Annotated in this window: 23 protein-coding genes and 1 pseudogene; 7 read left to right on the plus strand and 17 right to left on the minus strand. The window is 56.3% G+C overall.

What is annotated here, in order from left to right; all coding sequences use genetic code 11:
• Nucleotides 1-429 precede the first annotated feature (429 nt).
• From EPIR_RS18145 to EPIR_RS06470, 7 genes are all read right to left on the minus strand, one after another.
• Complete coding sequence (locus EPIR_RS18145) at nucleotides 430-534, minus strand: protein YohO (protein ID WP_012441952.1); 105 nt, start codon at nucleotides 532-534, stop codon at nucleotides 430-432.
• Nucleotides 535-631: 97 nt separating this feature from the next.
• Nucleotides 632-1,876 carry an SAM-dependent methyltransferase gene (locus tag EPIR_RS06445; protein WP_023654514.1) on the minus strand — a complete coding sequence of 415 codons (1,245 nt, stop codon included), beginning with the start codon at nucleotides 1,874-1,876 and terminating at the stop codon, nucleotides 632-634.
• 3 nt (nucleotides 1,877-1,879) lie between these two features.
• On the minus strand, nucleotides 1,880-2,593 hold the full coding sequence (locus tag EPIR_RS06450; RefSeq protein ID WP_023654515.1) for a DUF1365 domain-containing protein: 714 nt from the start codon (nucleotides 2,591-2,593) through the stop codon (nucleotides 1,880-1,882).
• Nucleotides 2,590-3,855: an NAD(P)/FAD-dependent oxidoreductase gene (locus tag EPIR_RS06455; RefSeq protein ID WP_023654516.1), complete on the minus strand. Its 1,266-nt coding sequence runs from the start codon at nucleotides 3,853-3,855 to the stop codon at nucleotides 2,590-2,592. Before EPIR_RS06455 ends, EPIR_RS06450 begins: the two co-directional genes overlap by 4 nt.
• Nucleotides 3,856-3,858: 3 nt before the next feature.
• Nucleotides 3,859-4,575, minus strand: coding sequence for an SDR family NAD(P)-dependent oxidoreductase (locus tag EPIR_RS06460; RefSeq protein ID WP_023654517.1), 717 nt, complete (start codon nucleotides 4,573-4,575; stop codon nucleotides 3,859-3,861).
• On the minus strand, nucleotides 4,572-5,003 hold the full coding sequence (locus tag EPIR_RS06465; protein ID WP_023654518.1) for a nuclear transport factor 2 family protein: 432 nt from the start codon (nucleotides 5,001-5,003) through the stop codon (nucleotides 4,572-4,574). Before EPIR_RS06465 ends, EPIR_RS06460 begins: the two co-directional genes overlap by 4 nt.
• Before the next feature lie 11 nt (nucleotides 5,004-5,014).
• A complete protein-coding gene (locus EPIR_RS06470; RefSeq protein ID WP_023654519.1) occupies nucleotides 5,015-5,746 on the minus strand; it encodes a MerR family transcriptional regulator in 732 nt (243 codons plus the stop codon).
• 150 nt (nucleotides 5,747-5,896) lie between these two features.
• Between EPIR_RS06470 and EPIR_RS06475 the strand changes: the two genes are divergently transcribed.
• The 4 genes from EPIR_RS06475 to ybiB all read left to right on the plus strand — a co-directional run bounded on the left by EPIR_RS06475 (nucleotide 5,897) and on the right by ybiB (nucleotide 10,239).
• Nucleotides 5,897-6,460, plus strand: coding sequence for a helix-turn-helix domain-containing protein (locus EPIR_RS06475; RefSeq protein ID WP_023654520.1), 564 nt, complete (start codon nucleotides 5,897-5,899; stop codon nucleotides 6,458-6,460).
• Entirely contained in the window at nucleotides 6,457-6,975 is a 519-nt protein-coding gene (locus EPIR_RS06480) for a GNAT family N-acetyltransferase (RefSeq protein WP_023654521.1), read from the plus strand. Before EPIR_RS06475 ends, EPIR_RS06480 begins: the two co-directional genes overlap by 4 nt.
• A gap of 106 nt (nucleotides 6,976-7,081) precedes the next feature.
• Nucleotides 7,082-9,244, plus strand: coding sequence for an ATP-dependent DNA helicase DinG (gene dinG / locus EPIR_RS06485; RefSeq protein ID WP_023654522.1), 2,163 nt, complete (start codon nucleotides 7,082-7,084; stop codon nucleotides 9,242-9,244).
• A 23-nt stretch (nucleotides 9,245-9,267) separates the two neighbouring features.
• Nucleotides 9,268-10,239 carry a DNA-binding protein YbiB gene (ybiB, locus tag EPIR_RS06490; RefSeq protein WP_023654523.1) on the plus strand — a complete coding sequence of 324 codons (972 nt, stop codon included), beginning with the start codon at nucleotides 9,268-9,270 and terminating at the stop codon, nucleotides 10,237-10,239.
• Nucleotides 10,240-10,279: 40 nt separating this feature from the next.
• Here the strand turns inward: ybiB and EPIR_RS06495 are convergent, their stop codons facing one another.
• The 3 genes from EPIR_RS06495 to hutH all read right to left on the minus strand — a co-directional run bounded on the left by EPIR_RS06495 (nucleotide 10,280) and on the right by hutH (nucleotide 14,818).
• Entirely contained in the window at nucleotides 10,280-11,437 is a 1,158-nt protein-coding gene (locus EPIR_RS06495; protein ID WP_023654524.1) for a M20 aminoacylase family protein, read from the minus strand.
• A gap of 126 nt (nucleotides 11,438-11,563) precedes the next feature.
• On the minus strand, nucleotides 11,564-13,249 hold the full coding sequence (gene hutU / locus EPIR_RS06500; RefSeq protein WP_023654525.1) for a urocanate hydratase: 1,686 nt from the start codon (nucleotides 13,247-13,249) through the stop codon (nucleotides 11,564-11,566).
• An 18-nt stretch (nucleotides 13,250-13,267) separates the two neighbouring features.
• Nucleotides 13,268-14,818 carry a histidine ammonia-lyase gene (gene hutH, locus EPIR_RS06505; protein ID WP_023654526.1) on the minus strand — a complete coding sequence of 517 codons (1,551 nt, stop codon included), beginning with the start codon at nucleotides 14,816-14,818 and terminating at the stop codon, nucleotides 13,268-13,270.
• A gap of 276 nt (nucleotides 14,819-15,094) precedes the next feature.
• Here hutH and hutC point away from each other — a divergent pair, with 276 nt between their 5' ends.
• Entirely contained in the window at nucleotides 15,095-15,850 is a 756-nt protein-coding gene (gene hutC / locus EPIR_RS06510) for a histidine utilization repressor (protein ID WP_023654527.1), read from the plus strand.
• 3 nt (nucleotides 15,851-15,853) lie between these two features.
• On the opposite strand, the gene EPIR_RS06515 is transcribed toward hutC, so the two are convergent.
• Nucleotides 15,854-16,396 carry a HutD/Ves family protein gene (locus tag EPIR_RS06515; protein ID WP_023654528.1) on the minus strand — a complete coding sequence of 181 codons (543 nt, stop codon included), beginning with the start codon at nucleotides 16,394-16,396 and terminating at the stop codon, nucleotides 15,854-15,856.
• Nucleotides 16,393-17,748, minus strand: a complete 1,356-nt coding sequence (locus EPIR_RS06520; protein ID WP_023654529.1) for a formimidoylglutamate deiminase — start codon at nucleotides 17,746-17,748, stop codon at nucleotides 16,393-16,395. The genes EPIR_RS06515 and EPIR_RS06520 overlap by 4 nt, the downstream gene beginning before the upstream one ends.
• An 81-nt stretch (nucleotides 17,749-17,829) precedes the next feature.
• On the opposite strand from EPIR_RS06520, the gene hutI reads away from it, so the two are divergent.
• Both hutI and hutG read left to right on the plus strand, forming a co-directional pair.
• On the plus strand, nucleotides 17,830-19,047 hold the full coding sequence (gene hutI, locus EPIR_RS06525) for an imidazolonepropionase (protein WP_023654530.1): 1,218 nt from the start codon (nucleotides 17,830-17,832) through the stop codon (nucleotides 19,045-19,047).
• A complete protein-coding gene (hutG, locus tag EPIR_RS06530) occupies nucleotides 19,044-19,838 on the plus strand; it encodes an N-formylglutamate deformylase (RefSeq protein WP_023654531.1) in 795 nt (264 codons plus the stop codon). Before hutI ends, hutG begins: the two co-directional genes overlap by 4 nt.
• Before the next feature lie 40 nt (nucleotides 19,839-19,878).
• Here the strand turns inward: hutG and EPIR_RS06535 are convergent, their stop codons facing one another.
• The 5 genes and pseudogenes from EPIR_RS06535 to EPIR_RS06555 all read right to left on the minus strand — a co-directional run bounded on the left by EPIR_RS06535 (nucleotide 19,879) and on the right by EPIR_RS06555 (nucleotide 23,465).
• Nucleotides 19,879-20,400 carry a 5' nucleotidase, NT5C type gene (locus EPIR_RS06535; RefSeq protein WP_023654533.1) on the minus strand — a complete coding sequence of 174 codons (522 nt, stop codon included), beginning with the start codon at nucleotides 20,398-20,400 and terminating at the stop codon, nucleotides 19,879-19,881.
• A gap of 98 nt (nucleotides 20,401-20,498) precedes the next feature.
• A complete protein-coding gene (locus EPIR_RS06540; protein WP_023654534.1) occupies nucleotides 20,499-21,125 on the minus strand; it encodes a flavin reductase family protein in 627 nt (208 codons plus the stop codon).
• Nucleotides 21,126-21,180: 55 nt separating this feature from the next.
• Nucleotides 21,181-21,489, minus strand: a pseudogene (locus EPIR_RS06545) (ATP-binding cassette domain-containing protein); the annotation flags it as partial.
• Nucleotides 21,490-22,087: 598 nt separating this feature from the next.
• A complete protein-coding gene (locus EPIR_RS19035) occupies nucleotides 22,088-22,585 on the minus strand; it encodes a hypothetical protein (protein ID WP_023654537.1) in 498 nt (165 codons plus the stop codon).
• A complete protein-coding gene (locus EPIR_RS06555; RefSeq protein ID WP_048697162.1) occupies nucleotides 22,566-23,465 on the minus strand; it encodes a pepsin/retropepsin-like aspartic protease family protein in 900 nt (299 codons plus the stop codon). The genes EPIR_RS19035 and EPIR_RS06555 overlap by 20 nt, the downstream gene beginning before the upstream one ends.
• Nucleotides 23,466-23,789: the final 324 nt, after the last annotated feature.

A 23,789-nucleotide genomic window follows, 5' to 3' on the forward strand; every position in this document is an offset into this window, starting at 1 on the left:
TGATATAGAGCCAAATGTTTTTATATCTGAAATTCACATAGGTATTGTTACTGTCAGTGATTATGTTTCTCTTTTCCGGATATTTCTGATCGCTGGTAATTATTTTCATTATTACTCCGGGGTAACTTATTGGTTTATATCAGGTGCGGCCATTTATAGCGAAGTTAAATTCAAGCTAAAAATGAGCGAGTGCTGGTTTATATGTTCAGTAGTGCAGAATATGACATGGAAGTGCGCCTGATGCATGGGATATTTCTGTTTCTCAAGCCACGTTAGTAATTTTAAGGCAAAAGCGCATTAAGAGGAGAATATAGCGTGACGTTTTGCGCAACCGCTTTTCCGAAGTGTTCTGACATTAAACCAGCAATGACTAAAGGATGAGCATTGGCGATGGCATAGGACGGCGGCAGAATGCCGCCTGACAACGCCTCAGGAACGAACGATAAAGGTATACCCCGTCAGCATAACGCCGCCGATACCGCCAATCGCCATCAGCAGAAAGATAAATATCACACCGATTTTTTGCCAGTTCATTTCGTGACCTGCATTTTCCAAAGAAGGGCGCAGTATAGCGCCTTCCCCTGCCAGAATTAAGCGAAAGTGGCGCTTTCGTCGCGCCAAAAGGTCAGTGTCAGAGTACCAGCGGTTCATGCCGTTGCAGCGTGAGCTGCACGGTGCCGATAGTGTGGGCGCGGAAGCCCGCTTCACAGTAGCAGAGATAGAACAGCCACATACGACGGAAACGCGAGTCAAAACGCCCCTGTGCCAGCTGCGGCCAGGCAAGGTCAAAGCGCTGTCGCCAGCATCTCAGGGTCTGTGCGTAATCTTCACCTATCTCAAACTGGTCGATGATGCTGAAATCACTGACCGCTTTCAGCGTGTCATCTAACAAACTGACGGAGGGCAGGAAGCCTCCGGGGAAGATATAGCGCTGAATAAAGTCGACGCCGCGTGCGTAAGAAGCAAAGCGCTCTTCGCTGATGGTGATCGCCTGCAATGCCATGCGACCGCCGGGTTTCAGTAGCTGCTGGCAGCGCTGGATAAACAGTGGGATATAGGCTTTACCGACCGCTTCGATCATCTCTATCGAAACAATCTTGTCGTACTGCCCGCTGAGATGGCGGTAATCCTCACACAATACCGTGACGCGGTCGGCTAACCCCGCTGCGGCAATACGCTGGCAGCTATATTCATACTGTTCGCGTGAGATGGTGGTGGTGGTCACGCGGCAACCGTATTTCCGTGCGGCATATTCTGCCATTGCCCCCCAGCCGCTGCCGATCTCCAGCAGATGGTCCTGCGGCCCAAGAGCAAGCTGGTCGCACAGGCGCTGCATTTTAGCCTGTTGCGCCTGTTCCAACGTCATCTCCGGCTGGGGGAACCAGGCGCTGGAGTAGAGCATCGCCTGGTCAAGAAAGCTGGCATAGAAATCGTTGCCGAGGTCATAGTGCGCGGCAATGTTGCGCTTCGCCTGGCGCACGTTATTGCTGCGCAGGACGTGGACCAGCTGATTCAGCGGTGCTGTTAGCCAGCTCAGGCGCGACTTTATTTTATCAGCAACGTGAATATTCTTAGCCAGCAGCAGCAGCAGGGCGGTGAGATCCGGAGTTTCCCAGTCGCCATCCATAAAACTTTCGGCGGCGGCGATAGTACCGCCCAGCAGTATCCGGCGGTAAGTGCGCCCGTGGAGCACCACCATTTCTGCCTGTAGCGCCGCTTCGCTATCACCAAAGAACTGCCGACCCAGATGCGGATCGTGCAGGGTGAGCCCCGCGCCTTGAACGGCTTGCAGCAGGGAGAAGACCGCACGGCGCGACGCCGGGCAGCATTTACCCATTTTGTCACGGCGTGTCAGGCTAATATTTGTGTCAGTCATCGATCATTTCTCTGCTTTGCGGTGAGGATAAACCGGCGCACCTTTGCGCCATAGCTTCCAGGCCTGCCAGTAAATGGCCAGCGCGGTACGTGCGGTGATCAGCGGAAAACGCCAGAGAAAATAGCGCAAATTTTTTCGGGTTAACGGCTGGCGCCGCAGATGTAAAGTGGCGTCAAACTCTCGGCCGACGCGGTGATTCTCAATATGCACCAGCAGCGATTTACCGGGCGCAGAGAGCCGCCAGTGGTAAATCATCTCCAGTGGATTAAACGGTGAAACATGGAACGCCTTCTCGGTGGTTTCACTGCCATCCGGTTTGACCGCGTAGGTATGACGCTCATTCCACGGCGTATTGCGCACTTCCGCCAGCATCCAGCGCAGGATATCGGCGTCGTCATAGAGATAGTAAAAATTGACCGGATTAAAAGAGCAGCCAAAGTAGCGCAGCTGGGTGAGTAACATCACCCGTCCGCTCAGGTGCTCTCCGGTCAGTTCGGCAATACGGGCCTGAGCGCGCTGCTTGATATCGCCGCCGCCCAGGTAATCGTCGGGACAGAAGCTGGCCGCGCACAGACGCCCGCTGCCGATACCGACTTCGCTCAGCTGCGGCAGTTCATCAAGATCGATCAGCGGCATAAAAATTTTATAGCTAAAGCGATGATCCACCGGGGTGAAACGGCGGTGACGGACATGGCCGCTGTAGAGCACGCTGTTCACAGCAGCCCCTTTTGTGCCATGCCACTGATAACGTCAAGCGCGCTGCGGATGCCATCCTCATGAAAGCCGTTATAGCTCCAGGCACCGCAGAACCAGCTGCGGTTGTCGCCGTTGAGCCGCAGCCGTAGCTGCTGAGCCTGCGGCGAGTCTGCACCAAACTGCGGATGATGGTAGGTGAAACGGCGTAACACCTTGGTTGTATCAATGGAGCGCGTGGGATTCAGGCTGACGCAGAAGGTGTGTCTGGCGTTAAGGCCCTGCAAGATATTCATATTGTAGGTGACGCTGGCAGCAGCCTGCTCATCGCCTGCACCGCTGTCGTCAAGGTGGTAGTTCCAGCTGGCCCAGGCGGCGCGTGCCTGTGGGAGCAGGCTGGTGTCGGTATGCAGCACCACTTCATTAGCGCCATAGGGTACGCCAGCCAGCATGGTGCGCTCATCCGGGGAGGCGTCAGCCAGCAGGGCCAGCGCCTGGTCGCTGTGACAGGCGAAAATCACCTGGTCATAGCGCTGCGCACCCCGCGTGCTTTCCAGCGTGACGCCTTCAGCATCGCGGATCACGCGGGTGACCGGCGTTGCCAGCCACAGATTTATCTGTTCACCCATCAGCTGCATCATACGCCGGATATACTCGCGCGAGCCGCCGGGTACGACGAACCACTGCGGGCGCTGCCTTAAATCCAGCAGGCCGTGATGGTGAAAGAAGTTGAGAAACTGTGCCAGCGGCATCGTGCGCATCTGTGCCAGCGAGGTGGACCAGATAGCGGCTCCCATCGGCAGGATATAGTGCTGGGCAAAGAAGTCGCTGAATCCGTTCTCACGCAGAAAATCATCAAGCACTCCCTGCTGGCGGGGTTGCGCCAGCCACGTTTTACCGCAGCGGTTAAAGCGCACAATTTCCAGCAGAAAGCGGTAAAAGGAGGGTTTAAGCAGGTTACGACGTTGGGCAAACAGGCTACTGAGCGAGTGGCCATTATATTCCAGCCCCGTGCGCTGATTCTGCACCGAAAAGCTCATTTCAGTCGGCCTGCTTTCCAACCCCAGCTCGGCTAACAGCGCCAGGAAGCGTGGATAGGTGCGATCGTTATAGACAATAAATCCGCTATCGATAGACCAGTTCTCACCTTCCACTTCGACATCAACCGTGGCGGTATGGCCACCGGGGGTTGATGCAGATTCATACAGATCGACCTCTGCGTGTGCAGCCAGCTTCCATGCGCAGCTCATACCCGCAATACCACTACCAATAATTGCAACCCGCACGGATTACCTCGCTATTTTTTGCGTGAGCAGACGTTGAAGGCCAAGGGGCAAACGTGAGGTTACCCGCAGCATAAAGGCAAACAGACGGGGAAAGGCAATTTCAGTCTGTCCTTTAGCCAGCCCACGGCGGATAAAACGCGAAGCCTGTACCGTATCGACCATCATCGGCATGGCAAAGTCATTACGTTGTGTCAGCGGGGTGTCGACAAAGCCGGGCAACACCAGACTGATGCCGATCTGCTGGCGTTTAACATCCTGTGCCAGGCTACGGGCGAAGTAGGCCAGCGCCGCTTTTGACGCACCATAGGCTTCGGCGCGCGGCAGGGCGACCAGGCTGGCGACAGATCCCACCAGCGCCACGCGACTGCCGGGCTGCATCTGGGGCAGCAGGATGTCGAGGCAGTTAATCGGGCCGCTAAAGTTGGTCAGCATCACGCGGTGAACCTTTTCGGCATCGATAATCCCGTGGTCGATGTATTCACAGGTGCCTGCACAAAGGATCGCCAGGTCGACAAGAATGCCGGAAAGAGCGGCCCGGGTGGCCGCCAGGTCGGTGATGTCAAATGTGCAAATGTCGATGTGCGGATGCCCGGCGTGCAGCGCCTCCAGCTTTTTCTGGTTGCGCCCGCAGGCGGTGACATGCCAGCCGTCGGCGGCGTAATCGCGCACCAGCTGTAGGCCAATACCGGAACTGGCTCCGGTGATCAGGACGCGTTTCATGGTTGTAGCCTCTTTTTAACCCGGCGAACTATCGTGCCCAGCAGCGGTAGCTTTTCGTACAGCATCGCGCCCATATCGTAGTAATCACGCTGGAAAATCACCTTGCCATCCTGCAATTGCAGGTAGCTGCTGCCTTCCAGAGTCTGAGCTGCGCCCCCTTGAAGCGCCGGGTGCGCATATTCCATACGCCACAGCAACAGGGCATCGGCGTCAAATTCGCGGGTTAGCGTCACCACAAAGCGGCAATAACGCATATTTTTCAGCAGTGCGGCAAAGTAATCCTCCACCACATCCAGCCCCTGATGTTCGCCAACCGGGTCGCACAGGCGGATATGCGGGTGGTAGATATTGGCCAGCATCGGCAGGCGGCTGGTATCGAGCTGTTGATAAAACGACACCAGTTGGTTCAGTGCGGCCTGCTGCGTCATAGGGGGTTCCTTCAGATACCGTGCGAGGTGATGGAGAGTCCCTGCTCCTGCCAATGGGCCAGCTGTTCCTGTTGGCGCATGGTCAGCGTTTTACCGCTGTAGACAAAAATATGTTGGCCCGGAAAAAGTTCAGGTCGCGGTAATTCCAGCGGTTCGGCCAGCAGATCAATACGCCATCCCTGCTGCGACAGCCGCCAGGCTTCCAGCCACAGGCGTGTGCGGTCGGTGACTCCCCATCCCATCAGGAGAGCGTCCTTTCCGGCTTTCTTGCGCACGCCGGTCAGACAGAAAGAGATGTAATCAATTAACGCGCCATCCAGAAAACTGCACAGAGTGCGTGCCGTATGTTGGTCAAGACCCAGGCGCTGGCGAATAGGGATATAAACATGGTCGATTAAGGTATCAACCGGGACTTCTTTTCCTAAAGACGCAATTTTTACACGTAGCTTAGCCGGGCGTGCCAGACGGACCAGGCTGAGGATCTCTTCCTGAAGCGCGACCAGTCCGTCATCTTTATGGCTATTTTCGCCTTCCAGCAAAGCCTTAACTTTGCCAACCGACACGCCGCTCTCAATCCAGCGTTTTATTTCTTCTATGCGCTGAATATCTTCATCGTCGAACTGGCGGTGGCCACCTTCGGTGCGCTGGGGTTTAAGCAGTCCATAACGTCGCTGCCAGGCGCGCAGTGTAACTGGGTTGATGCCGCAGCGTTCAGCGACGTCACCGATACTGTACAGGGTCATGATTTACCTCTTACTCACTGTCAGACCTGCAAACAAACTACTCAATTCTGCTTTGTTGTACAAACTATTTTTTTGTGTACAACTTGGTGAGGCGGGCAAAGTGGGTTATATCTCACATAAGAGATTATTTCCCAAAAATGAGATGGCGCAATGGATATCCACCCAACAGAGCAGCGGCTCGCCCAACGACTATCCGACCTGCGTAGTGAAAAAGGTTGGTCGCTGGAGACGCTGGCAGAACTTACCGGCATAAGTCGTGCCTCACTATCGCGCATCGAGCGTGCGGAGAGCAGCCCGACAGCCACCTTGCTCAATCGTCTGTGCAACGTCTATGGCTTAACCATGTCACGCCTGCTCAGTGAAGTGGAGCTGGACGACATTCAGCTTCTGCGTCCCGATCGGCAGAGCGTTTGGCGCGATGCACAGAACGGCTATCAGCGGCGTAGCGTTTCTCCCCCCGCACCCGCATTTCATGCGGAACTGATTGAAGCACGGCTTGATGCCGGTGCGCGTATCGATTACGACATACCGCCTCTGGCCGGGCTGGAGCAGCATATCTGGATGCTTGGCGGCGTGCTGGAGTTTGCCCTGGACGATCGTCAGTGGCGGCTGGAGCAGGGAGATTGTCTGCGCTTTCATCTGTTTGGTCGTAGCTCTTTTCATGCGCCGGAGGCCACGGGCGCGCACTACGCGCTGGTGGTGGCACGCCCATGACAGAATATCAATGGTTAACGGCACAGCAGGCGCAGGCCGAACTTCCGGCACTCTGTACGGTGCTTGATGGCTGTATTGCTGAAGGTGCCAGTATCGGCTTTATCCATCGCGATCCGGAGGTGTTGCATCACTTCTGGCAGGATGCGGTGCTTAGCCTGGCCTGTGGCGATAAGCAGCTGCTGGTGGCGCGCATCGCAGGAAGGATTGTGGCGACGGTGATGCTGGTGCTGGCAATGCCGGCTAATGGGGCGCATCGCGGTGAAATTATTAAGCTGCTGGTGCATCCGGACGCACGGCGACGCGGCATTGCCCGCCAGCTAATGTGCCAGGCCGAAGAGCGGGCATGGCAGGCCGGACGTAGCCTGCTGGTGCTGGATACGCGCAGCGGCGATATTGCCGAATCACTCTACCATCAGCTCGGCTGGCAGGTCGCCGGGCAGATCCCCGCCTATGCCCGGTCCACGGCAGGCGAATTGGATAGCACCACGGTGATGTATAAACAACGCAGCGGCTAACCGCTTTCGCTGCCAGCGCAAGAGTTTTTGCCAACGGGCGTTTGCAGGCTGACGGCGACGCCATACTGTGTAAAAATACAGCCTTGTTTAGCTGGAAGTGGTTGTCATGGCGTTAACTGTCGCGTTAAAAACGCAGATTGCCGGGTGGTATAAAGCCCTGCAACAGCAAGTCCCCGATTTTATTCCGCGCGCCCCGCAGCGGCAGATGATCGCCGAAGTGGCGAAAACGCTGGCGGGGGACGACGGCCGCCATCTGGCGATAGAAGCCCCTACCGGGGTGGGGAAGACCCTCTCATATCTGATCCCCGGCATTGCCGTGAGCCGTGCCGAGGAAAAACCGCTGGTGGTCAGTACCGCTAACGTGGCGTTGCAGGATCAGATCTTCAGCAAAGATCTGCCGCTGTTAAAAAAGATTATCCCTGAACTCAAGTTCACCGCCGCCTTTGGTCGTGGGCGCTACGTCTGCCCGCGCAACCTGTCGGCGCTGGCTGGCGACGATAAGCAGCAGGGCGATCTGCTGCTGTTTCTCGACGACGAGATGACCGCCAGTAAGGATGAGCGCGAGGTCTGTCGCGAACTGGAAAAATCCCTTAACCGCCATCAGTGGGACGGACTGCGCGATCACAGTGCGGACAATATTGAAGACTCTCTCTGGCAGCGCCTCAGTACCGATAAGGCCAACTGCCTGGGCAGTCACTGTCACTGGTTCCGTGAATGTCCGTTTTATATCGCGCGGCGTGAAATTGAACATGCCGACGTGGTGGTAGCAAACCACGCGCTGGTGATGGCGGCGCTGGAAACCGAATCGGTGCTGCCGCCGCCGAAAGATCTGCTGTTAGTACTGGATGAAGGTCATCATCTGCCGGAGGTGGCGCGTGATGCGCTGGAGATGAGCGGGGACGTCACGCCGGGCTGGAACGCGTTGCAGCTCGATCTGTTCTGCCGCCTGGTGGAGCAGTGCCTGGCGCAGTTCCGCCCGAAACGACCGCCGCCGCTCAGCCATCCTGACAAGCTGAAATCCCACTGTGAAGAGATGCGCGAGCAGTTGCAGATGCTCACGCAGATTTTCGCGTTGTATCTGCCGCCAGAGGGGCCGGAAGATGAATTCCGCTTTGAGATGGGGCGCTTGTCCGAAGAGATAATGACCCTGTGCGCCCGGCTGTTTAAGCTCAGTGACGCACTGCGCGGGCTGGCAGAAGGGATGATGAACGATTTAAGTGAAAAAACCGGCCAGTATGACGTGGTGCGCTTGCAGCGCACGTTGATCCAGATGAGCAGGGCGCTGGGTGCCTTTGAGGCCAGCAGCAAGCTGTGGCGGCTGGCGTCAATGGAGCAGGCGTCCGGTGCGCCGGTGTCGAAATGGATCACGCGTGAAATACGCGATGGCAACGCACATTACCTGTTGCACTGTGCCGGTATCCGCGTCAGCGAACAGCTGGAAAAACTGCTGTGGCGCAAAATCCCTCATGTGGTACTGACCTCGGCCACGCTGCGCTCGCTCAACAGTTTCCAGCGTCTACAGGAGATGTCCGGTCTTAGCGAAAAAGTCGGCGATCGTTTTGTGGCGCTGGATTCGCCGTTTAACCATGTTGTGCAGGGCAAGCTGGTTATCCCGCAGATGACGGTTGAGCCCATGCTCGCCAACGAGGTACAGCACCTGGCGGAAATGGCGCACTTCTTCCGCCAGCAGATCCGCCTGGCGGCGCATAAAGGCATCCTGGTGCTGTTTGCCAGCAATCGCGCCATGCAGCAGTTTCTCAGCTATCTGCCGGAACTGCGTCTGATGATGCTGGTGCAGGGGGATAAACCGCGCCCCGCGCTGGTGGCGCTGCACCGTAAACGCGTGGAGCAGGGCGAAACCAGCGTCCTGGTTGGCTTACAGTCCTTTGCCGAGGGGCTGGATCTGAAAGGTGAGCTGCTGTCGCAGGTGCATATTCATAAAATTGCCTTCCCGCCGGTGGACAGCCCGGTTATTTTGACTGAGGGAGAGTGGCTGAAAAGCCTGAAGCGCTATCCTTTTGAGGTGCAAAGTCTGCCCAGCGCCTCTTTTAATCTGATCCAGCAGGTCGGACGGCTGATCCGCAGCCACGACTGTTACGGCGAAATCGTGATTTACGATCGTCGGCTGATTAACAAAAGCTATGGCGCGCGCCTGCTGGGGGCGCTGCCGGTATTTCCGATAGAGCAGCCGCCGATGCCGGAAGGCGAGCTGCCCAAAGCCGTTCCTGCCGCCGGGCATAAGAAACCTGCCGCACGGCGGCGACGTTAACCAAATTTAGCGAGCCGATAAGCATGGAATACAACAAGATTATCAAAGAGATTGGCCGGGGTAAGAACCATGCCCGTGATATCGACGCCGACACGGCGTGTGCGCTCTATCGCCAGATGCTGGCCGCAGAGGTGCCGCCGCTGGAGCTGGGAGCGATACTGATAGCACTGCGTATTAAAGGTGAAGGTGAGCAGGAGATGCTCGGTTTTTACCGGGCGATGCAGGAGCTGATGCCGCGTCTGACGCCCCCCGCACAGCGCCCGATGCCGGTGGTGATCCCCAGCTATAACGGAGCGCGTAAGCAGGGCAATCTGACGCCGCTGCTGGCGCTGTTGCTGGCTGAACTCGGTTTCCCGGTCGTGGTGCACGGCGTTAGCGACGATGCCACGCGTATTACCAGTGAAGCGGTATTTGCCGCGCTCGGCGTTCCCGCCGTACGTTCAGCCGCAGAAGCCCAGACGAAGCTGGATGCGGGCGAGCTGGTGTTTATGCCGGTGGGGGTGCTGTGTGCCCCGCTGGAGCAGCAGCTGGCGCTGCGCTGGCGCATGGGAGTGCGCAACAGTGCACATACCCTTGCCAAGCTGGCGACGCCGTTTGCCGAAGACGCCGCGCTGCGCCTCGCCAGCGTGTCGCACCCGGAATACATTCCGCGCATCGCCAAATTTTTCAGCGCCGTCGGCGGCCGTGGGCTGCTGCTCAACGGCACGGAGGGTGAGGTGTATGCCAATCCGCAACGCTGCCCGTCTATCAGCCTGATTGCCGGAGATGAGCCGCAGGTACTGACAGAGCGCCAGCCCGACCTGGTGACGGGCTCTGACCAGCTGCCGTCAGCGAAGGATGCGCTGACCACCGCCGCCTGGATCCGCCGCTGCCTGGATCGTCAGGTCGCCGTGCCGCAGTCGCTGCGACTGCAAATTGCCTGCTGCTATATGGCGACCGGGCGCACGCCGGATCTCGATGCGGCACTGACGCAGATCGTTCAGGCAGGATATTAAGTCATCTCCGCGCGGGCAGTCGTCTGGCCGCGCCGGGGAGTTACTGCTGCGTCAGCAGGCGCTCGACGAGCGCCGTCCACAGCGCGATGCCCGGAGCAATCAGCTCGTCGTTAAAATCATAATGGGCATTATGCAGCGGTGCGGAAGCGCTGGCACCGTCGGCTCCCAGCCAGAAATAAGCGCCCGGACAGGCTTCCAGCATGCAGGCAAAATCTTCCGATGCCATTGAGGGATTGATATTTTTGTGTACCCGTTCAGCCGGTAGCAGCGTCAGCGCACAGTCACGCACCCGGGCCGCCTGCAGCGCATTATTTACCGTCACCGGATAGCCGGTTTGATAGTCGATATGCCCGACAATGCCGAACGGGGCGGTAAAAGCGGTGACAAATTCGTCGATCATCTGGCGCACGCGAATGCGCACATCGGCCTGTAAACAGCGCAGGGTGCCGCGCAGCACCACCACTTCCGGAATAACGTTTATCGCCTCGCCGCCGTTGATTTGGGTAATACTGACCACCGCCGAGGCCAGCGGAGAAAGGCGGCGCGACGGAATGGTTTGCAGCGCCAGGATCAGCTGGGCCGCTGCCACCACCGGATCGGCACCGTTCTCCGGCATTGCCGCATGGCAACTGCGGCCGCGCAGCGTGATTTCGAATGAATCCAGCGAGGCCATCATCGCCCCGTCGTTGACCGCAACATCACCCACAGCCAGCCCGGGCCAGTTGTGCATGCCGTAAATGGCTTCCATCGGGAAGAGGGTAAACAGACCTTCTTCCACCATACGGCGTGCGCCACCGAGGTTTTCTTCTGCCGGTTGAAAAACAAAGTGCACGCTACCGCTAAAGCGGCGGGTGGCTGAGAGATGTTTGGCGGTAGCCAGCAGGATGGCGGTGTGTCCGTCATGGCCGCAGGCATGCATTACGCCAGGTCGGGTGGAGCGGTGATCGACGTTTCCGAGTTCGGTGATCGGTAAGGCATCCATATCTGCGCGCAGCCCAATCGCCGGGCCGGGGCCGTTTTCCAGCGTGGCGACCACTCCGGTGCCTGCCAGCCCGCGATGTACCTGCAACCCCAGCGCCGTCAGCTGTTCCGCCACCATGTGTGCCGTCTGATGCTCCTGATAACCGAGTTCCGGGCAGGCGTGCAGCTTTCTGCGCCAGGCGGTAGCTTCAGCGATAAGCGAAAGGGGGATGGTCATAGGGGAATTCTCCTGTACAGAGTGGGCTATCCGCTAGCGTACAGAAACTAAGTTAGCACAAATTAGTGTTGAGAGGGCGGTCGTGGCAGGAGGGGCCTGCCGTTTGCAGGCAGGCCCGTAAAAGGTTTATGAGATCATCGGCAGATTAAGCTGGTGTTCACGGGCGCAGGCTTTGGCCTGTTCGTAACCCGCATCGGCATGGCGCATCACGCCGGTTGCCGGATCGTTCCACAGCACGCGGGCAATACGCCGGTCGGCTTCCTCACTCCCGTCACAGACTATCACCACGCCAGAGTGCTGAGAGAAGCCCATCCCCACGCCGCCACCGTGATGCAGACTGACCCAGGTGGCTCCGCCAGCGGTATTCAGCAGGGCGTTCAGCAGCGGCCAATCGGAAACGGCATCGGAACCATCCATCATCGCTTCGGTTTCACGGTTTGGCGATGCCACCGATCCACAGTCAAGATGGTCGCGACCGATCACCACGGGCGCTTTCAGCTCGCCGTTGCGCACCATCTCATTGAAGGCCAGACCGGCAAGATGGCGCTCACCCAGCCCAAGCCAGCAGATGCGCGCCGGTAATCCCTGGAAGGCGATGCGCTCCTGGGCCATATCCAGCCAGCGGTGCAGGTTCTGGTGCTGCGGAAACAGCTCTTTCAGCTTGGCATCGGTTTTATAGATATCTTCCGGGTCACCGGAGAGCGCGACCCAGCGGAACGGCCCTTTACCTTCACAAAACAGCGGACGGATATAGGCGGGGACGAAGCCTGGGAAATCAAAGGCGTTTTTCACGCCTTCATCCAGCGCCACCTGACGGATATTGTTGCCATAGTCCACGGTAGGAATGCCCATATGGCAGAAGTCGAGCATCGCCTGTACGTGAACGGCCATCGAGGCACGAGCGGCTTTTTCCACCGCTTTGGCATTGGTTTTACGCTCTGACTCCCAGCGGGCCACATCCCAACCGGCGGGCAGATAGCCGTTGATCGGGTCGTGCGCAGAGGTTTGATCGGTAACGATATCTGGCCTGATCCCTCCCGCTTTGGCGCGTTGCACCAGTTCAGGTAGGATCTCTGCGGCGTTGCCCAGCAGACCGACGGAAATGGCCCGCTTTTCATCATTGGCTTTGGCAATCAGCGCCAGTGCCTCGTCAATCGAGAAGGCTTTATGATCCAGATAGCGGGTGCGCAGGCGGAAATCAATACGTGATTCCTGACACTCAATAGCCAGCACCGATGCGCCTGCCAGCACGCCCGCCAGCGGCTGTGCGCCGCCCATGCCGCCCAGCCCCGCCGTCAGGATCCAGCGGCCCGCGAGGCTGCCGTTATAATGTTGGCGGCCCGCTTCAGCAAAGGTTTCAAAGGTGCCTTGCACAATGCCCTGCGCGCCAATGTAGATCCAGGAGCCGGCGGTCATCTGCCCATACATCATCAGGCCCGCTTTATCCAGCTGGTGGAAGTGGTCCCATGTCGCCCAGTGGGGGACCAGGTTGGAGTTGGCGATCAGCACGCGTGGGGCATCTGCATGCGTGCGGAACACCCCAACCGGCTTACCGGACTGTACCAGCAGGGTTTCTTCCGGCTGTAGCGCCTGTAGCGATCGCAGGATCTGCTCAAAGCACTCCCAGTTACGCGCCGCTTTACCGATGCCGCCATAGACCACCAGGTCTTCGGGCCGCTCGGCAACGTCTGGATCAAGGTTATTCTGGATCATGCGCCAGGCCGCCTCTATCAGCCAGTTGGCACAGTGCAGCTGGTTGCCGTGTGGGGCGCGAATGGTACGGGCAACGGCATGGTTCAGGGATTCAGTCATGGTTTATTCCTTTTTAAATCAAAATTTAACAGCGCGTGAAGGTTGCAGGGCGGCGACCGCTTCCGGCCAGCAGTCGGCGCTGGCCCACTGGCGCATCTGTTCGATATCCGGTGCCATCAGGCGATCTTTTTCCAAAAATGCGACCCGTTCACGCAGGGCTATCATGACCTTTTCCAGCTGCGGTGAGCTGGTAAGCGGAAGATGAAAATCAATGCCCTGAGCAGCGGCCATCGCCTCAATACCCACCACGGCGGCGCTGTTAAAGCACATTGCGCCGAGGCGACGCGCGGCATAGGTCGCCATTGATACGTGGTCTTCCTGGTTCGCGGAGGTCGGCAGGCTGTCAACGCTGCCCGGATGAGCGAGAGATTTGTTTTCAGAGGCCAGCGCTGCAGCGGTGACTTGAGCGATCATAAAGCCGGAATTTACTCCGCCATCATTGACCAGGAACGGCGGCAGGCCGGAGAGGCTACTATCCAGCAGCAGCGCCATACGGCGTTCTGAGATTGCGCCAATTTCGGCCACCGCCAGCGCAATAATATCGGCGGCAAACGCCACCGGCTCGGCGTGAAAGTTACCGCCGGAAATCACCTCGCCGCTATCGGTGAACACCAGCGGGTTGTCGGAGGCGGCGTTGGCCTCAATTTGCAGTACCCGCGCCGCATGATTGAGGTTATCAAGGCAGGCCCCCATCACCTGGGGTACGCAGCGAATCGAGTAGGGATCCTGAACACGTCCACAGTTAACGTGGGAAGCCAGGATGTTGCTGCCCTCCAGCAGCGTAGCAACCGCCGCCGCCACGGCAATTTGCCCCGGCTGACCGCGTGCGGCATGGATACGACTGTCGAAAGGTTTCACCGAGCCTTTAATCGCTTCCAGCGACAGGGCGCCTGCCACCAGTCCGGCGGCGAAAACATTCTCGCCCTCAAACAGGCCGCGTAATGCCAACGCCGTGGATACCTGGGTGCCGTTCAGCAATGCCAGGCCCTCTTTGGGGCCGAGAACAAACGGTTGCAGTCCAGCCAGGGCTAAACCTTGCGTAGCAGGCAGCCGTTTACCCGCCACGCGCACATCGCCTTCGCCCAGCAGCATCAGCGACAGATGAGCCAGCGGTGCCAGATCCCCCGAGGCACCGACCGAACCTTTTTCCGGGATGCAGGGCATAACCCCGGCGTTAAACAGTGCGATAAGGGCGTCAACCAGCTCGATGCGGATGCCGGAGTGACCGCGCGCCAGGCTAATCACTTTGGTTGCCACGATCAGCCGCACCACGTCGTCCGGCAGCAATTCGCCCAGTCCAACGCTGTGAGACAGCACGAGGTTGCGTTGCAGTTCAGCAAGACGCTCGGCGGGAATGGTGGTCTGGGCCAGTTTGCCAAACCCGGTGTTAATCCCGTAGGTCACTTTGCCCGAACGGACGATATCCGTAACCGTAGCATGTGCCTGCTCAATAAGATGGCGTGAGGCGGCGTCCAGCGCCAGTGTGACCCCGCCGCGATAAATGGATTTGAGGGTGGCGAGATCCACTTTGCCCGGGGTCAGCAGGCAGTGATGCGCGGTTAGTGACATGTTTACTCCTGTATAGACAAGTGTGTTTGCAGTGACTCTTGTTTGAATAACTTCGAGTGAATCACATCTGTATAGTCTTGTCTATACAACTAGCAAGGGTTGTGCCAGCTCTGTCACAAAATTCCAGGACAAGGATGGCGCAGGAGTCAACACATTCGCCGTTGGCGGGCTGCACTTTTAGGGTTCACCGTGCTACAAAGGGGTGCAACCCACATGTCTATACATATCGGATATTAGCCAGTAAACTGCATCCATTACGACAACAAGGAATTCGTTATGGTTCGCCAGACCGCCATTTCTCAACTTTCAGCAGCCATGAGCGATCGACCTGCTCCGATTTATCAACGCGTGAAAGAGGCCATTGTCAGTCAGATTAGCGAAGGGGTATGGCAGCCCAATCAGCGCGTACCGTCAGAAAGCGAGCTGGTGAACGAGCTTGGCGTCAGCCGCATGACGATTAACCGTGCGCTGCGCGAACTGACCAGTGAAGGCTATCTGATGCGTATGCAGGGGGTGGGCACCTTCGTTGCACAGATGAAAGGCTACACCGCCATGTTGGAAGTCCACAATATTGCTGAAGAGATCGCCGAGCGCGGTCATCGCCACAGCTGTAAAATATTGACGCTGGGAGAAAGTAAAGCCAGCCCGGAGAAGGCGGCCATGCTGGGTTTAAGCACCGGGCAGACGATATTTCACTCGCTGATGGTGCACTTTGAGAATGAACTGCCGGTGCAGCTGGAGGATCGGCTGGTTAACCCGCAAATCGCACCCGATTATCTGCAACAGGATTACCACAGCCTGACGCCCTACACCTATCTGATGCAGGTCGCGCCGTTGACGGCGGGGGAGCATATCGTCGAAGCGGTGCTACCGGACGCCAGCCAGTGCCAGCATCTGGCGATTGCGGCGCAGGATCCCTGTCTGTTAATCCGCCGCCAGACCTGGAGTGACAGCAAAATCGTGACCTATGCCCGCCTGCTGTATCCCGGTTCACGTTATCAGCTGCTGGGGCGCTTCAAAGGGCACGGCTGATGTTTAGCGCGGCACGATCGTTGCCCATAACAGCTGCGCATCTGTGGAGAGCGGAACAAAGGTTTCCGCACCCTGCTGCCACCATGCCCCCTGACCAACCGACAGCCGGGTTTCCCCATGCTGCCAGCGCCCTGAAATGACATAGACCACGCCGCTGACTGACGCGGGCGTCAGAGGCTGGTGGCTGATACCTGCCTGCGCCCGAAATCGGTCGCGCCGCACCATAATATTAAAATCGCTGCTGCTGTGACCGATAATACGCGCGGTGATGCTCTCTTCCCCGGCAAAGGCAAAAGGCTGATTCAGCGCCAGTCGTTGGTAGAGCTTGTCCTGGCAGTAGAGCGTTACCCCGCCGCTTAGCACAGTGATGAGGCGATCAACGCCCGGAAATAGCGAAAAATCGCCATCGGCGGCGATGGTGGCAATACTGATGCGCCAGTCAAAATCCTCCACGCCGGGGGGAGAGCTGATAATTTCCCGCGTCTCACCTCCACCGTTACGCCAGCGGCTGACCGGCAGAGTGCGGCTGTCATAGGGATGGATCATTGCAGTGCCGCCAGCGCCTGACGCAAATCGTCATCAATCTGCGCCTGCTGCGCATGCTGCCCGGCATGGATACGCTGTTGCCCGGCGACGAACACATCCTGAATTTGCGCGCGATGACCGGCAAACAGCCAGCGATTAAGCAGGGCGCTATCTGCGGTGCTGGCGAGCAGTGCATCATCGCTCAGAACCAGCCAGTCGGCCCGGTAACCCGGTTGCAGGCTGCCGGTCTTTACCCCACAGGCCTGAGCGCCCCCCGTCAGCGCCTGCTGAAACAGGACTTCGCCAACCGATGGCTGTTGTGGCGTGACAATGCGGTTGCGACGGCGGTCGCGCAGTCGTTGCGCGTATTCCAGCCAGCGTAGCTCTTCCACTACGTCCAGTGAAACATGACTGTCGGAGCCGATCCCCCAGCGGCCACCCTGCGCAATATAGTCGCAGGCAGGGAAAATACCATCGCCGAGATTGGCTTCGGTGGTTGGACACAGGCCAACGACCGCCTTGCTGGCGGCCAGGCGGCTGATTTCCTGTTGGTTAAGATGGGTGGCGTGGATCAGGCACCAGCGTGCATCAACCTGAAAACGGTCCAGCAGCCAGTTGACCGGACGTTCGCCGCTCCATGCCATGCAGTCGCTGACCTCTTTTTCCTGTTCGGCGATGTGAATATGTACCGGCAGATGTGGCTCACTGGCCGCCAGAACGTCATGCATTTGCTGTTCATCGACGGCGCGCAGTGAATGAAAGCACAGGCCCTGGTTGTGCAGCGGTCTGGCCTTAATCATCTGTTGCAGGCGTCGCTGTTGCGCCATATAGCTTTGCGCATCCTGGATAAATCGCTTTTGTCCTGCCTGGGCTGGCTGACTGCCGAAGCCGGCATAGCTGTACAACACTGGCAGCAGCGTCTGGCCGATGCCGCTGCGTTCTGCTGCTGCGATCAGCTGGTGTAGCATGGCGTCATCGGGATAGGGCTGCCCGTCAGGCTGGTGGTGAAGATAGTGGAATTCCGCTACCTGGGTGTAGCCGCCTTTCAGCATATCGACGTAGAGATGGGTGGCAATGGCACCGACCTGCTCAGGGGTCAGGCGCTCTACCATGTGGTACATCCGTTCACGCCAGGTCCAGAAGCTATCCTGCGGATGACCTGCCACTTCGGCCAGTCCGGCCATTGCCCGCTGGAAGGCATGAGAATGCAGATTAGCCATTGCGGGCAGCACGCTGCCATTAAGACACCGCGCATCCTGAGGCTGGGCGTTGGCGGTGGTGGCGCTGATAAATCCCTGGGCATCGACTTCAATCAGAACGTTATGTTGCCAGCCATCGGCCATAAGTGCGCGTGGCGCAAAAAAGCGAGTCATGGTTGCTTCCTGTGCAATGAGGTTGTATATACATATACATACTTATGATCCAACAGTAAAGTGCACAAGGTGGAAGAACGGATGAACCAGCAACTCAGCTGTGACCATTTATGGTTCGGGGCGGATATCGTCACCATGCAGGGCGGAAGCTACAGCATCATTAAACAGGGTGCGATAGCGGTCAGCGGCGAACAGATCGTCTGGGTAGGACCTTATGCCGATTCAACGCATATTCAGGCACGCCAGCGAACCGATCTTGGCGGCGGGATCGTCACTCCGGGTCTGGTGGACTGCCACACGCACCTGGTGTTTGGCGGCGACCGCAGTGATGAATTTGAACAGCGTCTCAATGGCGTGAGCTACAGTGAGATCGCCGCACAGGGTGGGGGGATCCTCGCCACGGTGCGCGCCACGCGCAGCGCCTCGCAGGCCGAGCTGGTGGACGCTGCCCGACAGCGCTTACAACATTTGCTGGCAGAGGGGGTGACGACCGTGGAGATCAAATCTGGCTACGGGCTGGAGGTCGCCAGCGAACTGCGCATGTTGCAGGCTATCCGCCAGCTGGCGCAGCAGGTGCCGGCGCAAATTCAGGCCACCTGTCTGGCCGCACATGCTATCCCGCCGGAGTACCAGCACGACCCCGAGGCATGGGTTGATGTGATTTGCGACCAGCTGCTGCCGCAGGTGGCGGCAGAAGGGCTGGCGCACGCGGTGGATGCCTTCTGCGAACATCTGGCCTTTTCGCCCGACCAGGTGCGACGGGTGTTTATTGCCGCTAAAGCACTGGGCTTTGCGTTGAAACTGCACGCGGAGCAGCTCTCATCACTGGGGGGCAGTACGTTGGCGGCTGAATTTGACGCCCTGTCTGCCGACCATGTTGAGTACGCCACACAAAGTGACGTTGCGGCGATGGCGCAGCATGGCACGGTAGCGGTGCTGCTGCCCGGCGCTTTCTATCTGCTGCGTGAAAAACAGCGTCCTCCGGTGGAACTATTCCGTCGTTATCAGGTGCCGATGGCGCTGGCCAGCGATGCCAATCCCGGCACTTCGCCCGCGCTGTCGCTACGTCTGATGATGAACATGGGCTGTACGCTGTTTGGCATGACGCCGGAGGAGGCGCTGGCCGGGGTGACGCTACACGCCGCGCGGGCGCTGGGCCTGGCACAACGCATCGGCTCGTTGGAGAGCGGTAAGATGGCTGATTTTGTTCACTGGCCGCTGGCACGCCCGGCCGAACTGGTTTACTGGCTGGGCGGGCAGCTGCCCTGCCGGGTAATTTTCCGTGGAGAAGAACGATGAATGCTTATCAATTCAGTGCCGGTACACTGCCGCTGCTACTGAGTATTCCGCACGCGGGTACGATGCTCACACCGGAGGTTGAGGCCGGGCTTAGCGATGAAGCGCAAAGCCTGCCGGATACCGACTGGCATATTCCCGAGCTGTACGATTTTGCCCGTGAAATGGGGGTGAGCGTGCTGTCAGCGAACTACTCACGATTTGTCATCGACCTTAATCGCCCGCCGGACAATCAGGCGCTCTATACCACTGCGACCACCGGACTCTATCCGGAAACGCTGTTTGACGGTACGCCAACCTTCAAGCCGGGTATAACGCCGGATGCCTCGCTGCGTCACCTCTGGTTACAGCAGATCTGGCAGCCGTATCACGATAAAATTCAGCATGAACTGGCACAGATCAAACGGCGTTTTGGCTATGCGCTGCTGTTTGACGCCCACTCTATTGCCTCGCGGGTGCCGCGCCTGTTTGACGGTCAGCTGCCGGATATCAATCTGGGAACCAACGGGGGGGCGAGCTGTACGCCAGCGATGGCGCAGAGCCTGACCCAATGCTGCGCGGCGCAGTCAGCGTTCAGCTGGGTCGTGAACGGGCGTTTTAAAGGGGGATACATCACCCGCGCCTACGGTAAGCCGGGGGAGAACCAACATGCGTTACAGCTTGAGCTGGCGCAGTGTAACTATATGGATGAGCATCCGCCTTTTGCCTGGCGAAGTGATAAAGCGCAGCGCGTACAGCCGCTGCTAAAACAGCTGATGGAGACGATGTTGCAGCATCATCGCCGCCAGGCGTAGCGCATCAGGCGCGAGATTTCGCGCCTTTTCCATAAGCTGATTACAGCAACAGGGTGGCAATATCCTGCCAATTTTCAGCGCGGCGGTAGCCGGTCACCTTGCGGTTATGCGGCGCGGAATAGAGAATGCCTTCTCCGCAGAAGTTGGCAAAGTTAATCACGTTATCATCGATCATATAATCGGCGTTGATAATGCTTTTATCGCCGCAGAAGACGATGTTGCTATGCGGAATAGCCGGAAAGTGAGTGTTCAGCCAGCGGAATTTGGCATTGAACGAACTCGGCATCAGCATGGCTGCGGTGGTGATAAAAATCTCGTAATGCTCACTCAGCCGGGCGATAACCTGCTGGCTGTCGGCAATCACTGCCAGATCGTCGAAGAAGGTCGGATGATCCACCAGAGCAAACAGCTCGGCCAGCTGTTCTGGGGAATCCTGGTGCAGATCGAACAGGTTCAGTTCTTCCGCGCTAAGCTGCTGGGTAAAGTGGCTGTTCCAGGTGGCAACAATTTTAGGATGGAAGTCGGCAATCACTTCATCCATATCAATGGCAATACGCTTCATAATCACTCCATGATAAACGGTAAAAAAGAACCGGTATCATAACAAAATAAAAAACAGAAACGGCAGCGCCACCGTGAATTTTACGCACTCTGTCGCCGTTAACGAGCATCCGGCCGGGTTAGATCGAACCGGTGTGCTTCATTGATGGTGTAGTAGGCGCTTGGCCCGCCTGCACGCAGAATGGGTTCAGCTTTTGCCGTCTGATAAATACCGTCCTCCAGCAGCGTCTCATCAATATGAATAAGCACCACTTCACCCAAGACCAGCCAGCTCGGAATGGCCTCGCCATCGGCGCTTTGCAGCTGGATGCACTGCGTGAGGCGGCACTCAAAGTTCACCGGACTTTCTGCCACCATGCTGGCAGCGATCAGGCTGGCGGGCTGCGCAGTCAGTCCGGCAAAGGCAAATTCGTCCTCGCCGTGGGGCAGGGGGGCAGAGCTTTCATTCATTGCCACCGCCAGAGGACGGGTAGCAAGATTCCAGACAAACTCACCGGTTTCAACGATATTCTGTACGCTGTCTTTCCAGCCGCTGCTGGCAAAACCAATAATCGGCGGGTCGTAGTTGAAGCAGTTAAAAAAACTGTAAGGTGCAAGGTTGCGCTGGCCGCTGGCATTTTGTGAACTGATCCAGCCGACCGGACGTGGGCCGATAATTGCGTTCAGCGGATTGTGCGGCAGGCCGTGGCCCTGTTTGGGCTGATAAGAGTAACGTTGATGCGTCATAAATCTTTCCTGTTAAATGATGGTCTGAGCATAGATAATTTCTTCAGCAACGGCATCAACGTTGTGTAATAAAAGTTTTTTCCTTCAGGTTATAGACCCGATCGGCGACAGCGATCATCTCGGGTCGATGAGCCACAAAGATACGAGTAATAGGCATCTGCTTCACCGCTTGGTTTATTTTTTGCTCGTTAATCACGTCAAGGTCGCTGGTGGCTTCATCAAGAAACAGAATGCGTGGGCGTTTGTACAGCGCTCTGGCGAGTGATACGCGCTGCTTTTGTCCGCCCGAAAGAATGCTGCCCATATCGCCAACCATGGTTTCATATTGCATTGGCATAGCCATAATCTCATCGTGTATTGCCGCCGCCCAGGGTTATTATCTTTGACCTGTGCTTGTGACATCATATTAACCGGTGCTGCCGACAGCGTTTCTATGATACCCGACACTTTTCCGTACCACTGGTAAGGGTAGGCGGCGACTCTCATCTTTACTCGCTGCCCCTTAGCAACTTCTCCGAGAGAGTCCGACGGTGACAGTAATTCAACCCTGACCGCCGCTTCATCCGGTATCACTACGGCTATTTGCTGGCCTGCTGTCACGCGCTCTCCAACATGTGTGGTCACGCTGGTTATCATCCCGTCGAAGGGTGCAACAATCAGGTATTGTTTATTTTTTTCGGCATCAAGAATTTTTTGATCAAAGTCGGCAGCTTCAATAATAAATGATTGCTGTTTTTCATCTAACTCTCCGTCAATAGAAGAGGTTCTGTTTTTAAAATCGATCAATTCTCCCAATAAAGTAATCACTTTCACCTTTGCCGATGAAAGCGTTTCCGTTGCCAGATAATAATCTTTCGTCCTTTCTATCAGGTCAGAGTCAAGGGCTATCCCTTTTCCTCTGAGACTGGCGTACTGATGAGCTTTTTTTTCGAACCAGGCACTGTGTGCTTCAGAACTCTTTATCATATTTTCAGGCTTGCTATTTCCTGTTCTTTATTTTGAATTTTCTTTGATAAATAAATCCTATTTGCCTCTGATTCCCTGGTCAGGATATTAAGTTTTTTAGCAAGTGTGTCGCGTTGTTTTTTTAAAAGCTCTGCCATCTCAACCTGAGTGGCTCCGAGGTTTGTTTGGGTATCACCACTGACTGAAAAAATGAGTTCGCCGCGTTTCACCTTTTTTGCCTCTAATGCTGATGAGGAGGTCATAACACCATCACTTTGGGCAGTGATAAGCACGGCTGGAGGGGAAAAAATCACCGTGCCGGTCACGTTTACCCGCTCACTGTATGGACCGAATACGATCAGCAATACCAGGAGCGCAAACGCGATAACTCCGGTAAAAAGACAAACGGTAAGGCTTGACGGAATGTGAAGACGGTAAGGGCCTAACCAGCCCTCAAGTTTGTGTTGCAAAGCCTCGACCCGAAAGATGGCGTTATTATCCTTTTTGACGGGCATCAGAGATCAAAACCTTGCTGTTTTTAAAATCTATAACTATTTTCCTTCCTGCCAGGAAGCTGTTTCCGATGAGACCATCGATGCTGCCCATATGTTTAAAATCGCCTGCCACAATAACCGCTGCAAACGGCTCTGACGTTCCGTTCCCCGATTTAATCGTCAGCATTGTGGCTTCGCATCCTTTATTATCCATTTCAGGGTTGACCAGCAGGCAACTTACAACGTCATGTTGTTTTAGTCTTTCGCTCCAGACCATCGACGTAGTGGCACCGGTATCCAGAATCAGGTTGTATTTAAACCCAGACTGTTCGACATTAAAAATAATCCCGTCAGCAGACATCTGGAAAGGGATTTCTTTGAATCCTCCTGTCGTTAAGGATGCGTCATGGATATTTTCCGCAATCGTTAATGAATGGGATATGTAGTCCAGTAATATCTGTTTGTCTTTGAATGCACCGATGCCGACGACGGGATTATCTGGCAGGTTACCCTTGCCAGAAATGACCATCCCCCATTTTTTTAATGGGGTGATGGTGATGTTTTTTAATTTAATCCCATTCATGTCGAGAGTGTCAGCCAGATACTCTATATTCTGCTGAATTTTACCTGCTGCATCGGTACTACGGTAAACACGTTCTTTTTTCAGCCCCTTTATTTTTTTAAGCTGGGATTCATGAAGGTGAAAACCAAAAGAAGAGCCTGTATCAAGCATGGCATAAACCGGCTGACCATCGATCACAAACGTTGCATGAGGCGTGGCGTATTGGTCAAAGCTCAGTTTTAATGTCACAGGTGTGTTCATATAGGCAGAGGTAGATATTGAAAAAAAGGTGAGGGTGATAGATGTAATATTGAGAACCCAGAGAGTTATGCTTTTCATCATTTTATTTCATTATCCCTGAATATTGGCCATTATCGTTTTTTCATCGATGCCGGTTGCCATCAGAGACGTCTGCATTAACCAGTTGGGCTTTATTTGAGGTGATTTCACGCTGTAATTTACTCATGGAAATTCCTTTTTGATGAGAGCCAATACAAGAATTTGTATTTGCCTGAAAAATGTACAGTGAAACGTTAGTAACGGTTAATATATAAGTACAAAAATGAATCACCTGTCACAAAGATCGCCCTACATCGAACAATCAGGCCATCTTTTGGCGATGAAAAGCGTATTTCTTTTTATCAGTCCTATCTAAGGGATGAC

The sequence above is a fragment of the Erwinia piriflorinigrans CFBP 5888 genome (assembly GCF_001050515.1).
Classification (GTDB): domain Bacteria; phylum Pseudomonadota; class Gammaproteobacteria; order Enterobacterales; family Enterobacteriaceae; genus Erwinia; species Erwinia piriflorinigrans.